The sequence below is a fragment of the Chitinivibrionia bacterium genome (genome assembly GCA_009779925.1).
GTDB lineage: Bacteria > Fibrobacterota > Chitinivibrionia > Chitinivibrionales > Chitinivibrionaceae > WRFX01.
The window spans coordinates 1-17,918 of sequence record WRAZ01000017.1 but is presented as its reverse complement, the minus strand read 5'-3'; the positions used below and the strand labels follow the sequence as shown (position 1 = coordinate 17,918).

The following is a 17,918-nucleotide window of genomic DNA, read 5'->3' as shown; positions in this document are numbered from 1 at the left end:
GAGAAGATTATGGTATATATCGTAGAAGACGACCGTGCAATTCGCGAACTTATAATTTATTCCTTAAAAAATTCGGGAATAGAGTGTCAGGGATTTATCGACGGAAACGATTTTTTCGCCGTAATGGGCGTCAATAAACCCGACCTTGTAATATTGGATATTATGCTCCCCTGCGACGACGGATTAAGCATTCTGAAAAAAATAAGAGGAGCGAAAACGACTGCCGACCTTCCTGTAATTATGCTCACCGCCAAAGGCACGGAATACGACAAAGTAATGGGGCTCGACAGTGGCGCTGACGACTATATTACAAAACCTTTCGGAATAATGGAGCTGATTTCAAGAGTAAAGCGCCTTATTAAAAGAACGCAAAAATCGTCCGACAAACATAACTTTATTTCATTTGAAAACATATCGGTCGATATTCCCAAACACTTGGTTTTGGTTAACGGACAGGAAGTCGTTCTTACAATAAAAGAGTTTGATACGCTGGTATTTTTGCTTCGTTCCGTAAATATTGTTCACAGCCGCGAAAACATTCTAACAGAAGTTTGGGGCTACGATTACGCTATGGAAACGCGCACGGTGGACGCGCACATAATGAGCTTAAGAAAAAAATTAGGCGACGGCGGAAAACACGTACAAACCGTTCGCGGGGTCGGCTACAAAATAGGGAGCCCCGAATGAAATTCCTGATTTTTTGGACAAATTTAATTCTAAGCGCAGTCTTGATTGCGATAACTTTAGCTTTTATTCATTATGGTGATAATCTCGCAAATATTTTCATAGTTATTATAGGCGCAGCATTAGTCGGATTTTACTTCTTTGCCATATCAACTGCGACAAAATTTGTCATCTCAAAAATCACGCGAGACATAGAAAAAATCGATTTGGAATGCCCGCAAGATTGCGATGTTTACGACGAGTTGGCGCCGATTTTAGTAAAATCACAAAGGCAAAACTCCGAGACCTCAGCCCAAATCAAGAAGCTGAAAAAACGCAAAAAACACTTTGAAACCATAACGGCAAATATGCACGAAGGCTTGATTATTTTAGACGTCGATTATCGAATTTTGTCGTGTAATAAGACAGCTCTTAACATTTTGGACGGCGAAAACAGCAAGCGCGAAAGCGACAACGCAGAAGAAGAAATCCAAAATCTTACAGGCAAACACGTTTTGGTTTTGTGCAGAGAAGAAGAATTTCGCCAAGGCATAAAATTCGCAGACGACGTAAAAAAAATGGAGACAATTATAGAAATTCAAGGCAAAACCATAAGAATGTTTGCAGGGCTTATAATCAACAAAGCGGGAGAAAAACAAGGAATTGCCATTTTGCTTATGGACATAAGCGAGCAAGCCGACCGCGAAAAACTGCGCCGCGAATTTTCCGCAAACGTTTCCCACGAACTGAAAACGCCGCTTGCAGTAATTTCGGGCTACTCCGAAATTATAACAAAGGGAATTGCCAAACCCGAGGACATTAAAGATTTTTCGGGTAAAATTTACACGGAAGCACAGCATTTGCTCAACCTTATAAACGACATTATTCAACTGTCAAATCTCGACGAAAACAGCGCTTTTTCCTTTGAAAAAGTAAACTTATACGAATTTGCACAAAACGCCATCAATCAAATAAGCGAAAAAGCAACAGAGCGAGAAATAACTTGCGAACTTACAGGCGAAACCACAGAAATAAACGCAATACCGCGACTTTTAGACGTAATTTTGCAGAATTTATTAGTAAACGCAGTAAAATACAATTGCGACGGCGGAAAAATCAGCGTAAAAATAGACGCAACAAACGAGCGCGCAATTTTATCCGTATCCGACACAGGAATAGGCATTCCGCTTTCGATGCAACACAGAATTTTCGAGCGTTTTTTCAGAGTGGACAGCGCCAGAAGCCAAAGACAAAACAGCACGGGACTTGGTCTCGCAATAACAAAACACGCCGTTCAAATCCACAAAGGAACGATAAGTTTATCAAGCGTTGAGGGAAAAGGAACAACTATTACGGTTGAGTTTTTAATTTTCAATCAAAAAGCTTGACAAAACACTTGATTTTTTATTATATTTATTTCATTGATATTTTAATATTGCTTATTGGAGGAGTGTTAAATTGGAATTTCTGAATGAAAATACAATTAAATTGATTATGCTTTTTGTAGCCCCCGGATTTATTTCTATGAAAGTATGGGGATTAATACATCCGTCGGAAAAAGTGAAGATCACAAATTCTTTGATTGAAGCAATTATATTTGGAGGCGCTTACTATATTTTTGTATCTTGGTTTACCTCAATGGTATGTTTATCCGATATTTTTTTAGTGCCTTTGCTTTTTGTGCTTTCAATAATTTGTCCAATATTCTTAAAGTTGATATTAGGATTTAATATCATAAAAGATAAAACTATCAGCACAATACCCAAATCTTGGGATTACTTTTTTAGCAACCAAAAAGTTCGTTTTTTTGTACTAATTCACTTAAAAAATGAAAGAATTATAGGCGGTCTTTATGGAGGTGATTCATTTGCTTCATCTTACCCTGAAAAAGAAGATTTATATTTAGAAGAAGTTTGGAGACTTAATGAAGAAGGAATATTTATGGAAAAAACACCCGACACAAAGGGGTTGTTAATAAATTATGACGAAATAGAGTATATTGAACTTTTTAATGAGCAGAAAGGAGAAAGCGATGAACGAGAGAAAATTAGCAATTGAAGGCTACCAACTTCGAAATAACAGCCTAAGGCAAGGGCATCAACTAAAAGGAACAAGTAGTTCGTCGATGCTAAAGCCTATACCACCAAGAGGAGGTTCAGGAGAAACAATGTTGAAATTGAACAAGAATTAAAAAACAAAATTGAGCACAAAACAATTGTGCTCAATTTTGTTCTTCTCAAATCCTCTTTTTTACCACCGCGAAAGTGAAATTTATCATCAATATAAACACAAAAAGAACTACTGCGGTCGATATAAGCGCCTCGCGGTGAAGACCTTCGGCGTAGCCCATTTCGAGGACTATGTTTGCCGTGAGCGTTCTTACACCGTCAAATAAACTGCCCGGAATTCGCACTTGGTTTCCTGCTACCATTATTACTGCCATTGTTTCGCCGACGCAACGTCCTAATCCGAGAACGACAGAGGCGATAATTCCCGATTTTGCCGCGGGAAGAGTGGCGAAAAACATCGACTCTTCTTTGCTTGCGCCAAGGGCGAGCGCGCCTTCGTAATAGATTTCGGGAACAGCCCGTATTGCCGCTTGTGAAACGGTAATTATAGTCGGAAGTATCATTATTGCAAGAATTATTGACGCGGCAATAAGCGAGCGACCGCTTCCGCCGAACAATTCGCCGATTATCGGAGCGATAACCACCATTCCGAAAAAGCCGTAAACAACCGATGGTATCGCCGCTAAAAGCGATACCATCGGGCTTAATATATTACTGATTTTCTTTTTACAGAATTTCACCAAGAAAACAGCCGTCATAATTCCGACGGGAACAGCAAACAAAAGCGCCAAAGATGTCGCAAGCATTGTTGCCGTTATCATTGGAAATATGCCGAATTTCCCGTGGCTGGTAGGACGCCATTCCATACCAAAGATAAAGTTGAAAAATCCTATTTCAAATATCGCAGGAATTCCGCCCGCAAACAAAAATATGCAGATAAGCGCAACGCACAATATGCTGGCGGCTGCCGATATGAAAAATCCGATTTCCGCCGCTTTTTCTTTGGTTTTAAACATTTAATTCGCTCCCCTGACTTTGCTCCATTCTGTAATTTCACCCAAGAAAATTCCTCTTACTTGCTCAAGAGACAAATTGTCAATTTTATTTTCCGTGTTAACTATAACTGCAATTCCGTCAAGCGCAACGGTGGTCGGAGTAATACCCGATTGAATTTCGGCAGGTCTCAGCTCTCTGGAACTCATAGCAATGTCGCAAATCCCTTCCTGCAACGCACGTATTCCCGCCGACGAAGAATTTTGCTGAACTTCAACCGTGGCACTTGTATTTATTGCCATATACGCTTCTCTGAATCTTTCCATAAGTGGAGCAACCGACGACGAACCCGCAACTACAACGCGCCCCGAAACACCGCTTGATACAAATTCGCCCGTATTTTGAATTCCGATATATCCACGCGATGCAACAATTTGCTGTCCGTTTGCGCTAAGCATAAAATTGATGAAATCCTGAGCGACTTCAGTTATTTCGTTTTTTGTTCCGATAAGAAAAGGACGGGCAATTTTATAATCGCCGCTTGTTACCATTTCGGGAGTTGCCGCAACGCCGTCGATTTTCAGCGCCTTGATGTTGTTGTTAAGCGAGCCCATCGAAATATATCCGATTGCACGCGTATTGCCGATTACAGCGTTAATCACAACCGATGTGTTGTTGCTGATTTCTGCGTTAACAGTCATCATATCTCTTCCCTGAGCGTCAACAACTCCTGCTAATTCGGTAAACGCCGAACGTGTTCCCGAGCCCTCTTCACGCGAAACAACCGTAATTTGGTCGTCGTTTCTCGCACACGAAACAATAAACAATGCCGCAAAACTAACGGCTGTCATAAATTTGAACACCTGTTTTCTCATAATACCTCCTATTAAAAATTAGAAAAAACTGTCGGTAATATAAAAAACCTAAATAAAATTCGCTTGCGGTCTTTGTTAAGTTTGTGTAAAATGTGAATTTTTTTTGCAAAAATACTATTTGGAGACGAATACCGTCGGCAAAAAAAGAAAACGCCCCGCGAATTTTAAGCGGGGCGCGTTCTTTTTGATTGTTGGAAAGGCTGTATTATCTGTTAACGCCAATTCTTGCGGAATAGGTGAATCTTCTGCCGCCGGAAGGAGACGCAAGGCATTGCGTCTCTACAACAATCAAATACGTGCCGTTGGCGACGAAACGTCCGTTGGTGTTGGTCAAATTCCAGACGATTGCCGACGAATGTAGGGGCGGGTTTAAAACCCGCCCGTACGGATGGGTAGCGGTTTCCGTGAATACGACATTCCCCAAATTATCTAAAATTCGCAAGTTTATTGTTGCGGGTTCGGGAGTGATTACCGAAATTCTTGCCACATCCGAAACAATGGCATTTTCCAACACAATGCCGTGTCTGTTATCGCGGGATTCTGTTCTTCTGATTGATGTGGAACCTTGTGATAATCTTACGACTAAACCTGTTTGACCTTGCGGGGTGTAGTTTTTTGCGCTCATTGCCGAAGTGTTTATGTTGACCGAATACAATCTTTCTGTTTCGTTTGAACGTTGTTCGCGCGCTTCTGCTGAAAGTGTTGTCGGTATCGGGCTCAACGAAATTGACGGCGCTCCCGTCAAAACGTCTTCATTGTCGCTTTCTTGCGTTTCGGTGTTAGTTGCAAAGCCGATAAATCTGATAAGTCCGCTCAAATGAGATATAATGTCTTCTATTTCAGCGAAATCTCTTTCGTTCAACAAAATTGTGTCGTTAGCGGGTGCGGTCAATGAAACCAAAAGCGTTCTCGGTGTAATTGAATAATCTATGCTGACGGTGCTTTCGTCAAGCGTGAAATTATTCGCATTTGCCGAAATTATCTGAGCAAACGGCGCAAGAACTCCCGTATAATTTCCGACTTCGGACTGACCGCCGACAACACGCAACATAACGCTTTTCTCTTCCACGCTCGGAATTGGGACTTGCACCATTTTGTTATAAACAAACGTTCTTGGTTGCGACCAACTTACCGTTAATTTCTTAGGGCTAATGGTAAACGGACGAACATTATTCACCAAAATTATGCCAAGCGCGGGATTTTTAAGTTGAGCAACTGCCACGTGGCTTCCCGCGTTTGTTTGTTTGCCGATAATTTCAAGTTCGATTTCTATATCGTTCCACATTGCCGTTGCAGTGGGATATTGTTCTTCGCCGTTGAACGTAAATTGCGTTTCGCCCCAAACAACGCTGACAATAGGTGTTCCGCTTGAAGCAATGGCAAATGTGCGGCTTAAAATTCCCGTGTAGTTTCCGATACCCGTGATTTCTACGCTTCCCATTCCCGAAATATTTGCTCCGTAAAAAACCTTGAAATCTACGTTTTCCGTTAAACTTTCTTCGCCGTATTTAACTTCGACATTCGGAGTAATTTGCCTGCCCGTAAATGAAAAATGGCTGATTGGCGATATTGCGTTTTCGCGAAGCGTTCTCGGCTCTATCGTAAATGGTTTTTCGGAGTTGGTCAAAATTATCTGATTATTCGGAGTTGCCAAACGGGCGATTGCTCTGTGTTCTCCCGCGTTAATTCCGCCGATAATTTCCAATGGAACGGGAAGTCCGAACAATGTTGCCGAAGCAGACGGCGCTTGCATTGAGCCGTTAAATATAAAGTCGTCGTTTATATCTTCCCAAACTACTACAACATTTGCCGTTTCTGCCGCTGTTTCGGAAAGTATGGCAAACGAGACAACGGGTGTTTGCGCGCCAAGACGGTTTTCTGTTTCCGCTATCATTGCTTTTGCAAAGTGTGTTCCTACAGCAGTCGGAGCAATTGCAGAAAATTCTCCGTTTTCACTTGTTGCAAAAAGGTAAGTTATTGCGCCATTGTCAAGATTTCCGATTACGCTCGGAGCAAGCGCATTTCCGACTTCAACGCTTTGAATGTTTAAGATTGGGCTGATTTGTGCCTTTGCGATTGTGAATTGTTTTGTTGCGCCCGTCAAATTAAAGTTGAAATTGCTGTTTGTTGTCGCAAGAATTGCCGTTGCGACGTATGGCGAACTGTTTGCGTTTGTTGCGCCGCCCAAAATCGTAAGTTGCAACGGAATTCCGTCTGCCGTAATTGCCGTTGCTGTCGGCGCTTGCACTCTTCCGTTGTAAACAAAGTCCGTTTTTGTATCCCAAATAACTTCGACATTTTCGCTTGCTTGAGTTTTCAAACCTGCTACGGCAAGCGAGGTTATTTGAAAATCTACTGCGCTAACCCAAAGTGGCTGTATAACAACATCTGTTATTTTAGACAAATCCCAAACTGTGTGAGCAGGCAGGTCTTGAGTTCCTGTCCTACGGATAAAACCCGATAAATCAAAACTTATATTTGCGTTTGTACCTGCGGGTATAACCCGATAAAAATCTCTTCTGTTTTCGTCGTCCCATAATATTAGCAGGAACGCCCTGTCGCTTGTGTAAGTCATATCAATTCTACTTACATCCGTCAAATCAAAGTCGCGAACATTTAGAGAAATATTTCCGCCGCCCGTTTCGTTGTTGCTACTTATTGAGCCCGCCAACGGATTGTTTGATGTTATTGTCGCAGTTGTATTAGCGCCCCAAGTTTGCGCGTGCCAAACAAATTCGTCGCTGATTAGTTCGGTGTAATCGGGCATTTCAAAACGGACTTCAATAGTTGAGTCGCCCGTTATGTTTTGGAACGTATAACTGTTTATTCTTCCTCTGCTTACGCCGTTTATTTTAACGTCTTCTATTACATATTGCCTGTCGGGAGTAAAGGTAAATGTTCTGTTCGCTCCGTTTCTGACGACCACTTCTCCGCTCGGCGAAATCGTTCCGCCCGCTCCTGCCGTCGCTGTAATTTTGTGAGTGTTTTGTATGACTTCCAACCCCGCCACCGAAAGAGACGTTATTTGAAAAGATGTCGATGTTGCACCCCAAAGCGTGTTTATGCCAAGGTGTGTTATTTTTGATAAATCCCACACTGTGTGAGCAGGCACATCTCGCATTTGACTTGCGTCCCAAAAGGTAAAGCCCGACAAATCAAAGTTTATGCTTGCGTTTGTGCCTCTCGGAATAAGACGCATATATCCTCTTTCATTTTCGCTGTCCCATAAATTAAGAAAAAATTCCCTGTCGCTTGTATAAGTCATATTGATATTTACCACATTGCTCCAATCAAAATCCACAAGAGAAAGGTCGAAATTTGCGCTGCTCACCCCGTCGTGAGGAGTTCTCACACTTATTGAGCCCTCTAATGGGTTGTTTGATAATTTGCTCGCAAACACATTGTTTTCGTTGCCCCATCTGTTTATATGCCAAACAAATTCGTCGTTGATTAGTTCGGTCAGCCCAAAATCTGCAAGCGCCCTAAAACTCGCCTCAATAGTAGAGTCGCCCCTTGTGTTTTGGAAAGTATAACTGTTTATTTTTCCTCTGCTTACACCGTTTACCTTAACATCTTGTATTATATATCCGTTTTCGGGAGTAATGGTAAATGTTTGATTTCTTCCCTCTCTGACAAGAACATCTCCGCTCGGCGAAATCGTTCCGCCCGCGCCCGCCGTTACTGTAATGCTGTGCGAGGGCGCGACTTGTAATCCTGCCACTAAAATGGAGGTGATGGTAATATTTGTCGTTGCTCCCCACGCGACAGACTCTATATTAACAGCCCCGTTTATTTGAGATAAAATAGATTGGTTCATTGTTATTTGTTGCGGCACCCAATTAACTCTATCGCTACGTGTAAAACGGGCATTTACGCCCAGCAATGAAATATCTTCTGTCCTGTTTGTCCCCGCAGGTAATTGAACGTAATAAATGAATTGCTCACAACCTAATATAGCTAAAAAATTGTGGCTGCTTGTGTAGGTTATACGAATAGAAGTAGCATTAGTCCAATCATAAATTCCGTCTTGCCAAAATCCGCCTCCACCGCCGTTTGGAATTAATGCTCCCGTAAAAGGGCTGTTGTTGATAACTTCTGCTTGTGCATTTCCCCAAAAATAAGTATGCCAAGCATTTTCATCGTTGATTAGTTCAATGCTCGCTGCTGTTGAACTTGTGATTACCGCAAATACCATTGCGATTGCCAATAGGAATGTTTTAGTTTTGCTTTTCATAAAGCAACCTCCTTTTTAATTTATATCGAAAAAATTGAATTCTGTGTTTTGCCCACATAACACGCCCAACGCCTATATACCATAGGTATATAGATTTTTTGAAAAATGATAAAAATGGGTGAGTATTAGAGAGAGAGAGAGAGAGAGTAATTTCGACCTCTCGCTGTTGTCAAGGGAATTTGACATTTTTGTGCGAATTGCATTATTTTCTCCTCGTTTTTTGTTTGCATTGCTTTTCTCTGAGTGAAAATACATTGTGGCAAGGGTGGCGTGGGAGATTATTTTGTTTTTGGTGAAAATTGTGGGGCAATTGCGGAAATGTGTAAAAAAAGGCGCAAAGATTGTTTTGCGCCGATGGTTTTTTTGTAAGATAAATCTGTATTGCTCATATTTATCCACTTTATTTGAAGTGGATAAAATACTATTTGTGATACGGTTCTCCTGCAATTATTTTGAAACTGCGATAAACTTGTTCCAGCAAAATCACTCGCATAAGTTGATGCGGAAAAGTCATATCCGAAAACGACAGGCGAAAATCGCTTTTTTGTAAAATTTCGCTGTTTAGTCCAAGCGAGCCGCCTATAATAAATGTTATATGCGATACTCCGTTTGTCATATTGTTTTGTATGTTTTCGCTGAATTTTTCGGACGACAATTTTTTTCCGTCAATCGCCAAAGCGTAAACGAAAGATTTCGGTGAGATTTGTGCTAAAATTTTCTCGCCTTCTTTTTGCAGAACTATGTTTTTTTGTGCTTCGCTTAGATTTTCGGGGCATTGCGCGTCGGGAATTTCGATTATTTGCATATTGGCAAACGCGGAAAGTCGTTTTAGGTATTCGCCAATTGCGTCTTTCAGATAATTTTCTTTAATTTTTCCGACGGCGATTATGCTAATTTTCATTTTTCATTTCCTTAAACAGAATTTGCGGGTCAACGGGGCTTACCCTCATCGTTTTGTATCTTTCTACAACAACCAAACCGGGCGGCGATTTTCTTGGTTTTCGCACGTATCGCGCTTCGGCTATGTGGACTTCGACGTATCCGCAATTTTTTGCTTTTGAAAAAAACACCGCTATTCCGCCTGCAATTCTCAAAATTTCGTCGGGAGGCATTGGAGCGTTTTTGGGACGGCGGATTATTAAATGAGAGCCTGCGTATCCGACCGCGTGAAACCAAATATCGCTGGGTTTCGCGAATTTTATGGAAAGTTCGTCGTTGTCGGCGCTCGTTTTTCCTGCAAAAATTTCGTATCCTTTATATACGTACCTGCGAAACGGTGTTTTAGGCGCTTCTTCGTTAGTCTTAATTTTTTGCGCGGAAGATGATAAATATTTGTCGATAAAATTCTGTATTTCGTTTTCGCGACCTAAAAATCCGTTTTGTAAAAAATCCTCGATAACTGCCAAATTTTTTTGCAATTCGGCGATTTTTGCGTCTTCTGTTTTTATGTTTTCGGCACATATTTCACAGCCGCGTTTGCCTTTTCTCGCTTTTTTGTAATACATTTCGGCATTATCGACCGCACCAATTGCGGTGTTCAGCGTAATTTTCAGCGGATTTCCGAGCGCGTCCGTAAGTTCAGCGCAATCCGTTCCTTTTTTTATCGCGTTTTTGTTTATAAGAATGGTGTCGGCAAAATTTTTGTAAATTTCCCAGTCCTGCGATTTCTCCAATTGAACTATATGAGTTGCGCGCCGCTTCCGTGCACGGTCAATTTCCAATTGCATTTTTGCCTTCAAAATCGGTAATTTTTCGATGATTTCTTCCATAAAAACACTTTCTTAACATAATATTTAAATATAAAATAAATTTTCCTTGCGCGCTTTGTACGACAAAATGTATTTTTTTGCGTAATTTTTTAATTTTATACTCATAAGGAGAGTATTTATGTCTGTTGATATTACACCAAAAGCAAAAAAAGCAACTGTTGTTTTTACTACACCGTCAGTTGATGGGGCAGCAGGAGCAATTCTCACGGGAGAATGGGATAATTGGGAAGTTTGGGCAATGAAAAAGGGCAAAGACGGCGCTTTTTCAGTTAAATTAAACCTTGATTTGGGAAGAGCGTATCAATTCGGTTATTCTATCGACGGTCGTTGGAATTCAGACGCGACTTTGCCGCAGGTAGTTTCTCCATTCGGAACAAGCAACTCTGTTTTGGATTTGACAAACGTAGTCGCACCCGAAGAAGCCGCACCGAAAAAAGAAGCGGCGGCAACTGCAACAAAAACAGCGGCGCCCAAAGCGGCGGCGGCAACAAAAAAAACCACAGCAAAAGCGGCAAAATAATTTTTTGATGCTTGATATTTGTATTATCGGAGGCGGAACTGCAGGAATTTCTGCGGCTAAAACCGCCTCCGAATTTAATTTTAAATCAATAATTTTCGAGAAAAATCTTTTAGGCGGCGTTTGCCTGAACTGCGGTTGCGTTCCTTCAAAAATATATTTAGGGGATAATCCCCCTGTCGAAAATATTTATAACAAATTCAACAAAATTCGCAATTCTTTTCAACAAAAACTTAAGCACGATTTAATTTCGAGCGGTGTGGAAATTATTGAAAGCGAAGCCGAAATTTTGCCCAAAAACGGTGAAAACTTTGTAATTAAATCAGGCGACAAAATAATTGAAAGCAAATATTTAATTATCGCAAGCGGTTCCGTTGCAAAAGGACAAGGAATTTTCTTTCCGAAAACTCAAGACGAAATTCCCGAAAATGTCGATATACTCGGCGGCGGAATAGCGGGATTTGAAGCCGCGCAAATTTTTAACGCCTTGGGAAGTAAAGTTCGCGTTTTAGAAAAAAGCGACAAATTTTGCGCAAATTTAAGCCAAAACGCCGTAAATATCCTTGTCGGCAAAATGCAAAAAAACGGAATTGAATTCGTAAAAAACTTTGACGGCGAAATTGGCGACAATGTATATTTCGCAAACGGACGAAAATTCGCGCCTATTAAAGGAATAGAAAATTTGTCGCTTCAAATAACAGAAAACGGCGTTTCAACCGACGAATTTTGCCGAACATCCGCAAAAAACTGCTTTGCAATAGGCGACATAAATTCAAAATCAATGCTCGCTCACACGGCGGAGCAAGAGGGATTTGTCGCAATAAACAAAATTATTGGCAATGATTTTGCACTCGATTACGAAAGTATTCCCGCTGTTTTATACACCGACCCGTCAATCGTAAGAGTGGGAGTTTTGCCGACAAAAGATACTCAATACGAAGTCCGCCAAATGCCGCTTTCGGGAAATGCCAAATTCCGCGCAATGACAGATACGGGCGAAAGAGGACTATGCGAAGCGGTAATCGAAAAAGAAAGCGGAAAAATTGCAGGATTGCATTTAATTTCGCCCAACGCAGAAGAAATAAGCGCGGTAATGGCGTTGATAGTTCAGAAAAATTTGACCGTTCAAGATATAAGAACTACAGTTTTTGCGCACCCGACAATCAGTGAAATTATTAAGGAAACTATTTTTTACGGACAAATTGTATGAGATTAAGAAATATCCCGCGCGCAGGCAGTGTGCTTGCCGCAAATCCCGAAATCGTTGTCGCAAACCCAAAAGATTTTATAGGAAACTGGACGAAAATATTCGAAAACAACAACCCGCTACACCTCGAAATCGGTATCGGACGTGGGAATTTCATAATAAATTTGGCGAAACAAAATCCAGATATAAATTTCTTGGGAATAGAAAAATTCGACTCGGTTTTGTTGCGCGCTTTAGAAAAAACAATAGACAACCCCATAAAAAACCTGCGACTTTTGCGCTACGACGCAAACAATATCCTCGAAATATTCGGAAACGGCGAAATAGAGAAAATCTATCTTAATTTCAGCGACCCGTGGGAAAGAACATCGCAAAGAAACAAGCGAATGACTCATACAAATTTCTTGAAAAAGTATGAAAAAATTCTTACCGGCGGCGGAATTTTGCAATATAAAACGGATAATCGCAAATTTTTCGAGTATTCTTTATCCGAATTTAATAATTTCGGGCTTCGTATAAATTCGCTCAATTTAGACCTGCACGAAAACGAGCCGACTTGGAATATTCGCACGGAATATGAAGAAAAGTTCGCGGGGCTTGGAAAAAAAATATATTTTTGTGCTGTAAGTTTCAAAAAAAAGGAGAAAACAATGGAAAAAACAATTGAATTAGGAAAAGGTCTCGGTAATGAGTTGCGTTTTGGAATGCGCTTTGAAGAAGTTAAAAAGATTTTAGGCGAGCCAAGCGAAATAGAAAACTCGGAAGTGCCGAGCGCAGACGGCGAAGATTTCGGCGATACCGTCGCGTGGATTTACGACGAATTAGGCGCAACGCTCTATTTCGACGAAGAAGACGAATGGAAATTAGGCACAATAGAAGTCGATGACGACGATTTTGAGTTGGGCGGCAAAAAACTTATCGGAAAAGGCATTAAAGATGTCAAAAATATTTTGCAAAATATGAACATCAACGACATCAACGAAGAAGAAATCGAAGCGGAAGAGGGCGAAGACGAAGAGGTAAAATTGCGCTTACTTTTCTCACAAGAAAAATGCCTGAACGTCTGGTTTGAAGACGGCGTTTGCTGTGAAATTCAGTGGAGTTCGTTGTAAGCGAATATTGTTCTTTCTAAAAAATTTGCTATATTGTCCTTACGCATATAGTATTTTTATCTGCAACTGATACAAGGATACAACAAAGCAAGGCGGAAATTTATGGAAAAATGGCAAGAAGAAATGGCGGAAATCAGGGCGGCAATGGCGGAAAACATGAAAGGTTTTGCGGAGATTAGAGAATTGCAAAAGAAAAACGAAGAAGAGTTCCAAAAACGCTCCGACGCCGCCGACAAGCGAGCGGCTAAAGCCGATAAAAGCCTTGAAAAGCTCAAAGAACTTGTTGGCAATATGGGAAAAAACAACGGGCTTTACGCAGAAGAATTTTTTCAGCGCGCGCTTGCTAAAAACCTTACTTTTGCGGGAATAAAATTTGACAAATTAATACCTAATCTTAAAGTAGAGAAAAAGGAAACTTGTGAATTTGATATTGTTTTGGTAAATGGCGACAGTGTTGCGATTATTGAAGCAAAAACTCGTATTCACCCGAATTTTGTAGAAAATTTGGCAACAACAAAATTGTCGCAATTCAGAAAATATTTCCCCGAATACGCAAATTACAGGGTGTATCTCGGAGTTGCAGGGCTTTCTTTTGACAACTATGTTGTTGAAAAAGCGAACGAACTCGGCGTAGGAGTTATAAAACAAGACGGAAAAACCATTGAAATTAACTCCGATTTTGTGAAGGAGTATTAGAAAATGAACAACACAACACATATACATATATAATATTCCATATTATATATGTGGGGATATTACAAGGGGACGCCTTTTCAGGCGCAAAATTTTTGCGTTCTTTTTTGTGTCGTCAAAGTCGAAAACAAGTTCAATTAAACAAATAAAAAGGGAGTTTTTATGATAAGTCTTAAAAATGTATTGGCGGCAATTTTGTGTTTTGCGTTTTCAAAAATTGATTTGGACGGGTTGTTAGTTTTAGAAAAAATCAGGAAACGGAAACCGTAAGGGCAGACCCGTGTGTCTATCTCATACGATAAATTTTCACCAAAAACAAAATAATCCCGTAAACCACCAAAAACAAAACATATTTTTCTTGTGCAGTAAATACAGGAAGCAGAAATTTTAGTTCTGTTTTTTCGTATATGTTATTCTCTATCAACAATTAGAGAAGACGAATGTCCGTCGGGGCTGTTCTGTCTGCCTTCTCTAATTAAAACATAGGCGTATTCTGTATTTACTGCAAAAATTACGAATTTTACCGGCAGAACAGCCTTTCCGCTGTTTCTTGCTTGAAATTTTAACATTGCCGTATGGAAACGGCGGGAAGGCGGTTTTATGAGGAAACTTTTCAGGGTATTGGCGACGATAGGGATTATCGCGAGTGTGGTGTGTGGACAGGTGACGTGGAATAATAACACGCCGCCGACAATTACAAATGGGACGACGGTAACAATTGCCGCAGGAGCAGAGGGAACGATGGATGTGCCGGAGAATACGACGGTGACGATTGTGAGTGCGGGTAATGAAACGGTCAATAATGGTGACAGAAGAATTTCCCTGAATATTCCCGCTACCTCAAAAGTTATTTGGCAGGCGAGATATACGAATTCTACATCTGCGCCGGATTGGAGGACGGATTCGACGTGGACGATCGGAGGAGCTGTAATAATTTCCGCCGACGACGGTGAATTTGAGGTTGTGGACGGTGCGAAAATAATAAACACCGACAACGATATAGCAATTAACAGAGTTGGTGTTGGCGGTCAAATCACAGTTTCCGGAGGAATAGTGCATTCTGACAGAGGCACGGCAATTCAAAATAATTCTTGGTCAAATGCTATTGTCACAATTTCCGGCGGAGTGGTAAGCAACAACAGCGCTACTGCAAATGTAATTTTTGTACCTACTACGAGTTGGGGGGAAGACAATTCCGAGTTAAATATCATCGGTGGTTTAATAATTGCGCCGAGAGGGAATATGAATTCGGGACCTGAAGGCATTCTCAATAGAGCGCATACGGGCGAATTAGGCGGCGTGATTATTGCTCTTCCTACTGTAAGCACATATTTCTCCGGCTCAATAACAAACGGCGGTAAAGAATTTTTGTCATTTTTACCGAACAACGCGCCTGTATCGTGGAACTTTGAAAATAATCTTATAACGGGCGTTAAATACAATGCCGACGGTGATGTTTTTCCCTTTACTATGACAGAGATAAATGCGACAAATGAATTTGTTTGGAACGGGGACGGCGATAACATTGATATTCCCTTAGGCATTGAATCCGTTACTGTCACTATAGCCGCAGGAGCAAACGGAACACTGTCGATACCTGCGAACGCAACGGTGGCAATTGTGAGTGCAGGTAATGAGTCGGTTGATAACGCAGACAGAAGAATTGCTCTTAATATTCCCGCTACCTCAAAAGTTATTTGGCAGGCAAGATATACGAATTCCGCCACATGGGATTGGACTGTTAGTGGTGAGGGGACTATAAGAATTTTCGGTAGCGGCGAATTTGAGGTTGTGGACGGTGCAAAAATAATAAGCGCCGGCGACGATATAGCAATTACCAGAAATACTGCCGGTCGATTAACAGTTTCCGGAGGAATAATACATTCCGCAACAGGAGGAGCAATTCAACAAAATTTTGATTGCTCAAATAATATCGTCACAATTTCCGGAGGAGTGGTAGGTAGTAATAGCAACTGGTTCGCCGTGATTGGCATCGGGTGGGGCGACAATTCCGTATTAAATATAACGGGTGGTTTGATAATTGGACAGAGAGAGAATATTCAAGGTATTCTCGGTAGAGCGCATACAGGCGAATTAGGCGGTACTATTGTCGCCTATACTGCCGAAGCGGCTGTCGGCACGCACAACGCAGGCGACAGAACCGGCTTAGTATCTCTGCCTGAAAATTCGGCATCGTGGGAATTAAACAGCGAGCAAGGAGGCGGTATCAGTTATCCGGGCGGCTTTTTTCCGATAGCAACCGTTACGGTAAACCCAAGCCAAAATTCGATTTTCAGACGCATAAACACCGACACCCGCTTCGGCATTCTCCTCGAAAACGCAATTGTCTCCGATTTCGCAAGAATTTCGGTAATTACCCCCGAGCCCGCAACAATAAATCTGCGAATTATGGATGCGTTGGGTAATGTCGTATTCACGGAAACCGCCGTAGGGGCAAATCATCATTTGCCCATTATCTGGAATTTGCAAAACCAATCAGGGCGTTTCGTCGCCAACGGGACGTATTTGATAATCGCAGAGGCAACGGGAATCAGCGGCAGAAGATTCACCTATTCCGCAAGAATCGGCGTTAGTAGATAAAAATTAGTTTTTCAAATTTATCAAGGGACGATTTTTAATCGTCCCTTTTTGCCAGAAAAAAACAAATGCAGATTTTTCCTCCCTCAATGAAAATTCCGCAACCCCGCCCCTACGATGCGGTGCGATTTTCCGGAATTTTGGGGACTATTTTATGAAAATTTACAAATTTTCTGTTTTACTCTTGACTTTTTTTGTTGCTTGTTTGTATTTTATTATCGGAAGTCCCGCCCAAGTCGTTTTTGGACGTTTGACGAGAGCGTTTAGCATTCGCCGCTTGGGTTGCACTTCTGTCTATCCTTTTATACATAGTTTTAAGAGACAAACTTCTTCTGCCATTTGCGTATATACTTACAGCCGTTAATTTTCCGCTAACTTCTTTCGTGAATAATAAAGTGTTGTTTTCGCCTTTTCGGACAAGATCAAAATCTGCAATCACTTCGGGAAATATCTCTATATCGCGTGCGGTTATCGCTTGTTGCCCTCGACTATTCTCATCTTTTGAACTTCCGTGTTTATTAAAAACGTGTCTTACATCGTCGGCTCTGACCAACAAACTGTATCCGCTTAAATTTACACCCGTTTCATTCAGTATCCTTTGCGCCAACCCATTGTCAATTCTTCCGAGGCGCATTTCTCCGAACTTAATATTTCCGTTTAACGAGTTTTTTATAAAATCTTCCACATCGCTATCGCTTTTAGCGACAATTATTTTTTCATTTTCTTTCCAATTTTCAATATCTCGCGCAGAATATCGCTCCAGCCCTTTCAATTTTTTATCATCGTCAACATTTTTTTCAAGCATAAAAACCTTTGTTTATTTGTAATTTCGGAGACAAAATAAATAATGTAAGAGTATTTATGCGAAGTAATTTGAATTTAATTAAAAATATCCGATTTATCTTTCCCTTCCTCAATGAAAATTCCGCAACCCAGCCTCTCTCGCCCAGCGCATTGCTTGGTCGAATTCTCCGGGGATCAGTCGTCTGTTTAGCGGCGGGTAATCGTTTGCCATAAACTTTGGCGTGTATTGGCTCATAATATTTACGTGGGTATCCGTGCCGAGTTCGTCGGCGACCCAGCGCACAAATTTATCCGTCCCCGCAAGATTTTCGGGCAAAACCAAATGACGAATAAGCACCCCGCGACTTGCAATGCCGTTGGGGCGCAACGTGCCGACTTGTCTGT

At 41.3% G+C, this 17,918-nt stretch carries 15 protein-coding genes; 8 read left to right on the top strand and 7 right to left on the bottom strand.

Going from position 1 to position 17,918, the window contains the following annotated elements:
* Positions 1–9: 9 nt before the first annotated feature.
* The 3 genes from FWE23_06445 (at position 10) to FWE23_06435 (ending at position 2,721) form a co-directional block, all read left to right on the top strand.
* Positions 10–687: a response regulator transcription factor gene (locus FWE23_06445; protein MCL2845073.1), complete on the top strand. Its 678-nt coding sequence runs from the start codon at positions 10–12 to the stop codon at positions 685–687.
* A complete protein-coding gene (locus FWE23_06440) occupies positions 684–2,051 on the top strand; it encodes a cell wall metabolism sensor histidine kinase WalK (GenBank protein MCL2845072.1) in 1,368 nt (455 codons plus the stop codon). The genes FWE23_06445 and FWE23_06440 overlap by 4 nt, the downstream gene beginning before the upstream one ends.
* 70 nt (positions 2,052–2,121) lie before the next feature.
* Positions 2,122–2,721, top strand: coding sequence for a DUF6338 family protein (locus FWE23_06435; GenBank protein MCL2845071.1), 600 nt, complete (start codon positions 2,122–2,124; stop codon positions 2,719–2,721).
* A gap of 178 nt (positions 2,722–2,899) precedes the next feature.
* Here the strand turns inward: FWE23_06435 and pstC are convergent, their stop codons facing one another.
* From pstC to FWE23_06410, 5 genes are all read right to left on the bottom strand, one after another.
* Positions 2,900–3,748 carry a phosphate ABC transporter permease subunit PstC gene (gene pstC / locus FWE23_06430; GenBank protein ID MCL2845070.1) on the bottom strand — a complete coding sequence of 283 codons (849 nt, stop codon included), beginning with the start codon at positions 3,746–3,748 and terminating at the stop codon, positions 2,900–2,902.
* Positions 3,749–4,600 (bottom strand): substrate-binding domain-containing protein, encoded by an 852-nt coding sequence (locus FWE23_06425; protein MCL2845069.1) that lies wholly within the window; start codon positions 4,598–4,600, stop codon positions 3,749–3,751. It lies immediately after the preceding gene.
* 205 nt (positions 4,601–4,805) lie between these two features.
* Entirely contained in the window at positions 4,806–8,834 is a 4,029-nt protein-coding gene (locus FWE23_06420; GenBank protein ID MCL2845068.1) for a hypothetical protein, read from the bottom strand.
* Between the two features lie 421 nt (positions 8,835–9,255).
* A complete protein-coding gene (gene rlmH / locus FWE23_06415; GenBank protein MCL2845067.1) occupies positions 9,256–9,735 on the bottom strand; it encodes a 23S rRNA (pseudouridine(1915)-N(3))-methyltransferase RlmH in 480 nt (159 codons plus the stop codon).
* Positions 9,725–10,603: an NFACT RNA binding domain-containing protein gene (locus tag FWE23_06410; protein ID MCL2845066.1), complete on the bottom strand. Its 879-nt coding sequence runs from the start codon at positions 10,601–10,603 to the stop codon at positions 9,725–9,727. The genes rlmH and FWE23_06410 overlap by 11 nt, the downstream gene beginning before the upstream one ends.
* A 118-nt stretch (positions 10,604–10,721) precedes the next feature.
* Between FWE23_06410 and FWE23_06405 the strand changes: the two genes are divergently transcribed.
* From FWE23_06405 to FWE23_06385, 5 genes are all read left to right on the top strand, one after another.
* On the top strand, positions 10,722–11,123 hold the full coding sequence (locus tag FWE23_06405; GenBank protein ID MCL2845065.1) for a hypothetical protein: 402 nt from the start codon (positions 10,722–10,724) through the stop codon (positions 11,121–11,123).
* 7 nt (positions 11,124–11,130) lie between these two features.
* Positions 11,131–12,330: an NAD(P)/FAD-dependent oxidoreductase gene (locus FWE23_06400; protein MCL2845064.1), complete on the top strand. Its 1,200-nt coding sequence runs from the start codon at positions 11,131–11,133 to the stop codon at positions 12,328–12,330.
* Positions 12,327–13,439: a tRNA (guanosine(46)-N7)-methyltransferase TrmB gene (gene trmB, locus FWE23_06395; protein ID MCL2845063.1), complete on the top strand. Its 1,113-nt coding sequence runs from the start codon at positions 12,327–12,329 to the stop codon at positions 13,437–13,439. Before FWE23_06400 ends, trmB begins: the two co-directional genes overlap by 4 nt.
* A 102-nt stretch (positions 13,440–13,541) precedes the next feature.
* Complete coding sequence (locus tag FWE23_06390) at positions 13,542–14,135, top strand: hypothetical protein (protein MCL2845062.1); 594 nt, start codon at positions 13,542–13,544, stop codon at positions 14,133–14,135.
* A gap of 597 nt (positions 14,136–14,732) precedes the next feature.
* Entirely contained in the window at positions 14,733–16,733 is a 2,001-nt protein-coding gene (locus tag FWE23_06385) for a hypothetical protein (GenBank protein MCL2845061.1), read from the top strand.
* A gap of 175 nt (positions 16,734–16,908) precedes the next feature.
* On the opposite strand, the gene FWE23_06380 is transcribed toward FWE23_06385, so the two are convergent.
* Both FWE23_06380 and FWE23_06375 read right to left on the bottom strand, forming a co-directional pair.
* Positions 16,909–17,535 carry a hypothetical protein gene (locus tag FWE23_06380; protein ID MCL2845060.1) on the bottom strand — a complete coding sequence of 209 codons (627 nt, stop codon included), beginning with the start codon at positions 17,533–17,535 and terminating at the stop codon, positions 16,909–16,911.
* A gap of 108 nt (positions 17,536–17,643) precedes the next feature.
* Positions 17,644–17,918, bottom strand: a 275-nt coding sequence (locus FWE23_06375; GenBank protein ID MCL2845059.1) for a radical SAM protein, incomplete at its 5' end; no start/stop codon positions are given.

Coding starts and splice junctions, on each gene's coding strand:
- FWE23_06405 (MCL2845065.1), top strand. CDS start 10,722: ATGTCTGTTGATATTACACCAAAAGCAAAAAAAGCAACTGTTGTTTTT.
- FWE23_06445 (MCL2845073.1), top strand. CDS start 10: ATGGTATATATCGTAGAAGACGACCGTGCAATTCGCGAACTTATAATT.
- FWE23_06380 (MCL2845060.1), bottom strand. CDS start 17,535: ATGCTTGAAAAAAATGTTGACGATGATAAAAAATTGAAAGGGCTGGAG.
- FWE23_06410 (MCL2845066.1), bottom strand. CDS start 10,603: ATGGAAGAAATCATCGAAAAATTACCGATTTTGAAGGCAAAAATGCAA.
- rlmH (MCL2845067.1), bottom strand. CDS start 9,735: ATGAAAATTAGCATAATCGCCGTCGGAAAAATTAAAGAAAATTATCTG.
- FWE23_06425 (MCL2845069.1), bottom strand. CDS start 4,600: ATGAGAAAACAGGTGTTCAAATTTATGACAGCCGTTAGTTTTGCGGCA.
- FWE23_06440 (MCL2845072.1), top strand. CDS start 684: ATGAAATTCCTGATTTTTTGGACAAATTTAATTCTAAGCGCAGTCTTG.
- FWE23_06400 (MCL2845064.1), top strand. CDS start 11,131: ATGCTTGATATTTGTATTATCGGAGGCGGAACTGCAGGAATTTCTGCG.
- FWE23_06420 (MCL2845068.1), bottom strand. CDS start 8,834: ATGAAAAGCAAAACTAAAACATTCCTATTGGCAATCGCAATGGTATTT.
- FWE23_06385 (MCL2845061.1), top strand. CDS start 14,733: ATGAGGAAACTTTTCAGGGTATTGGCGACGATAGGGATTATCGCGAGT.
- FWE23_06390 (MCL2845062.1), top strand. CDS start 13,542: ATGGAAAAATGGCAAGAAGAAATGGCGGAAATCAGGGCGGCAATGGCG.
- pstC (MCL2845070.1), bottom strand. CDS start 3,748: ATGTTTAAAACCAAAGAAAAAGCGGCGGAAATCGGATTTTTCATATCG.
- trmB (MCL2845063.1), top strand. CDS start 12,327: ATGAGATTAAGAAATATCCCGCGCGCAGGCAGTGTGCTTGCCGCAAAT.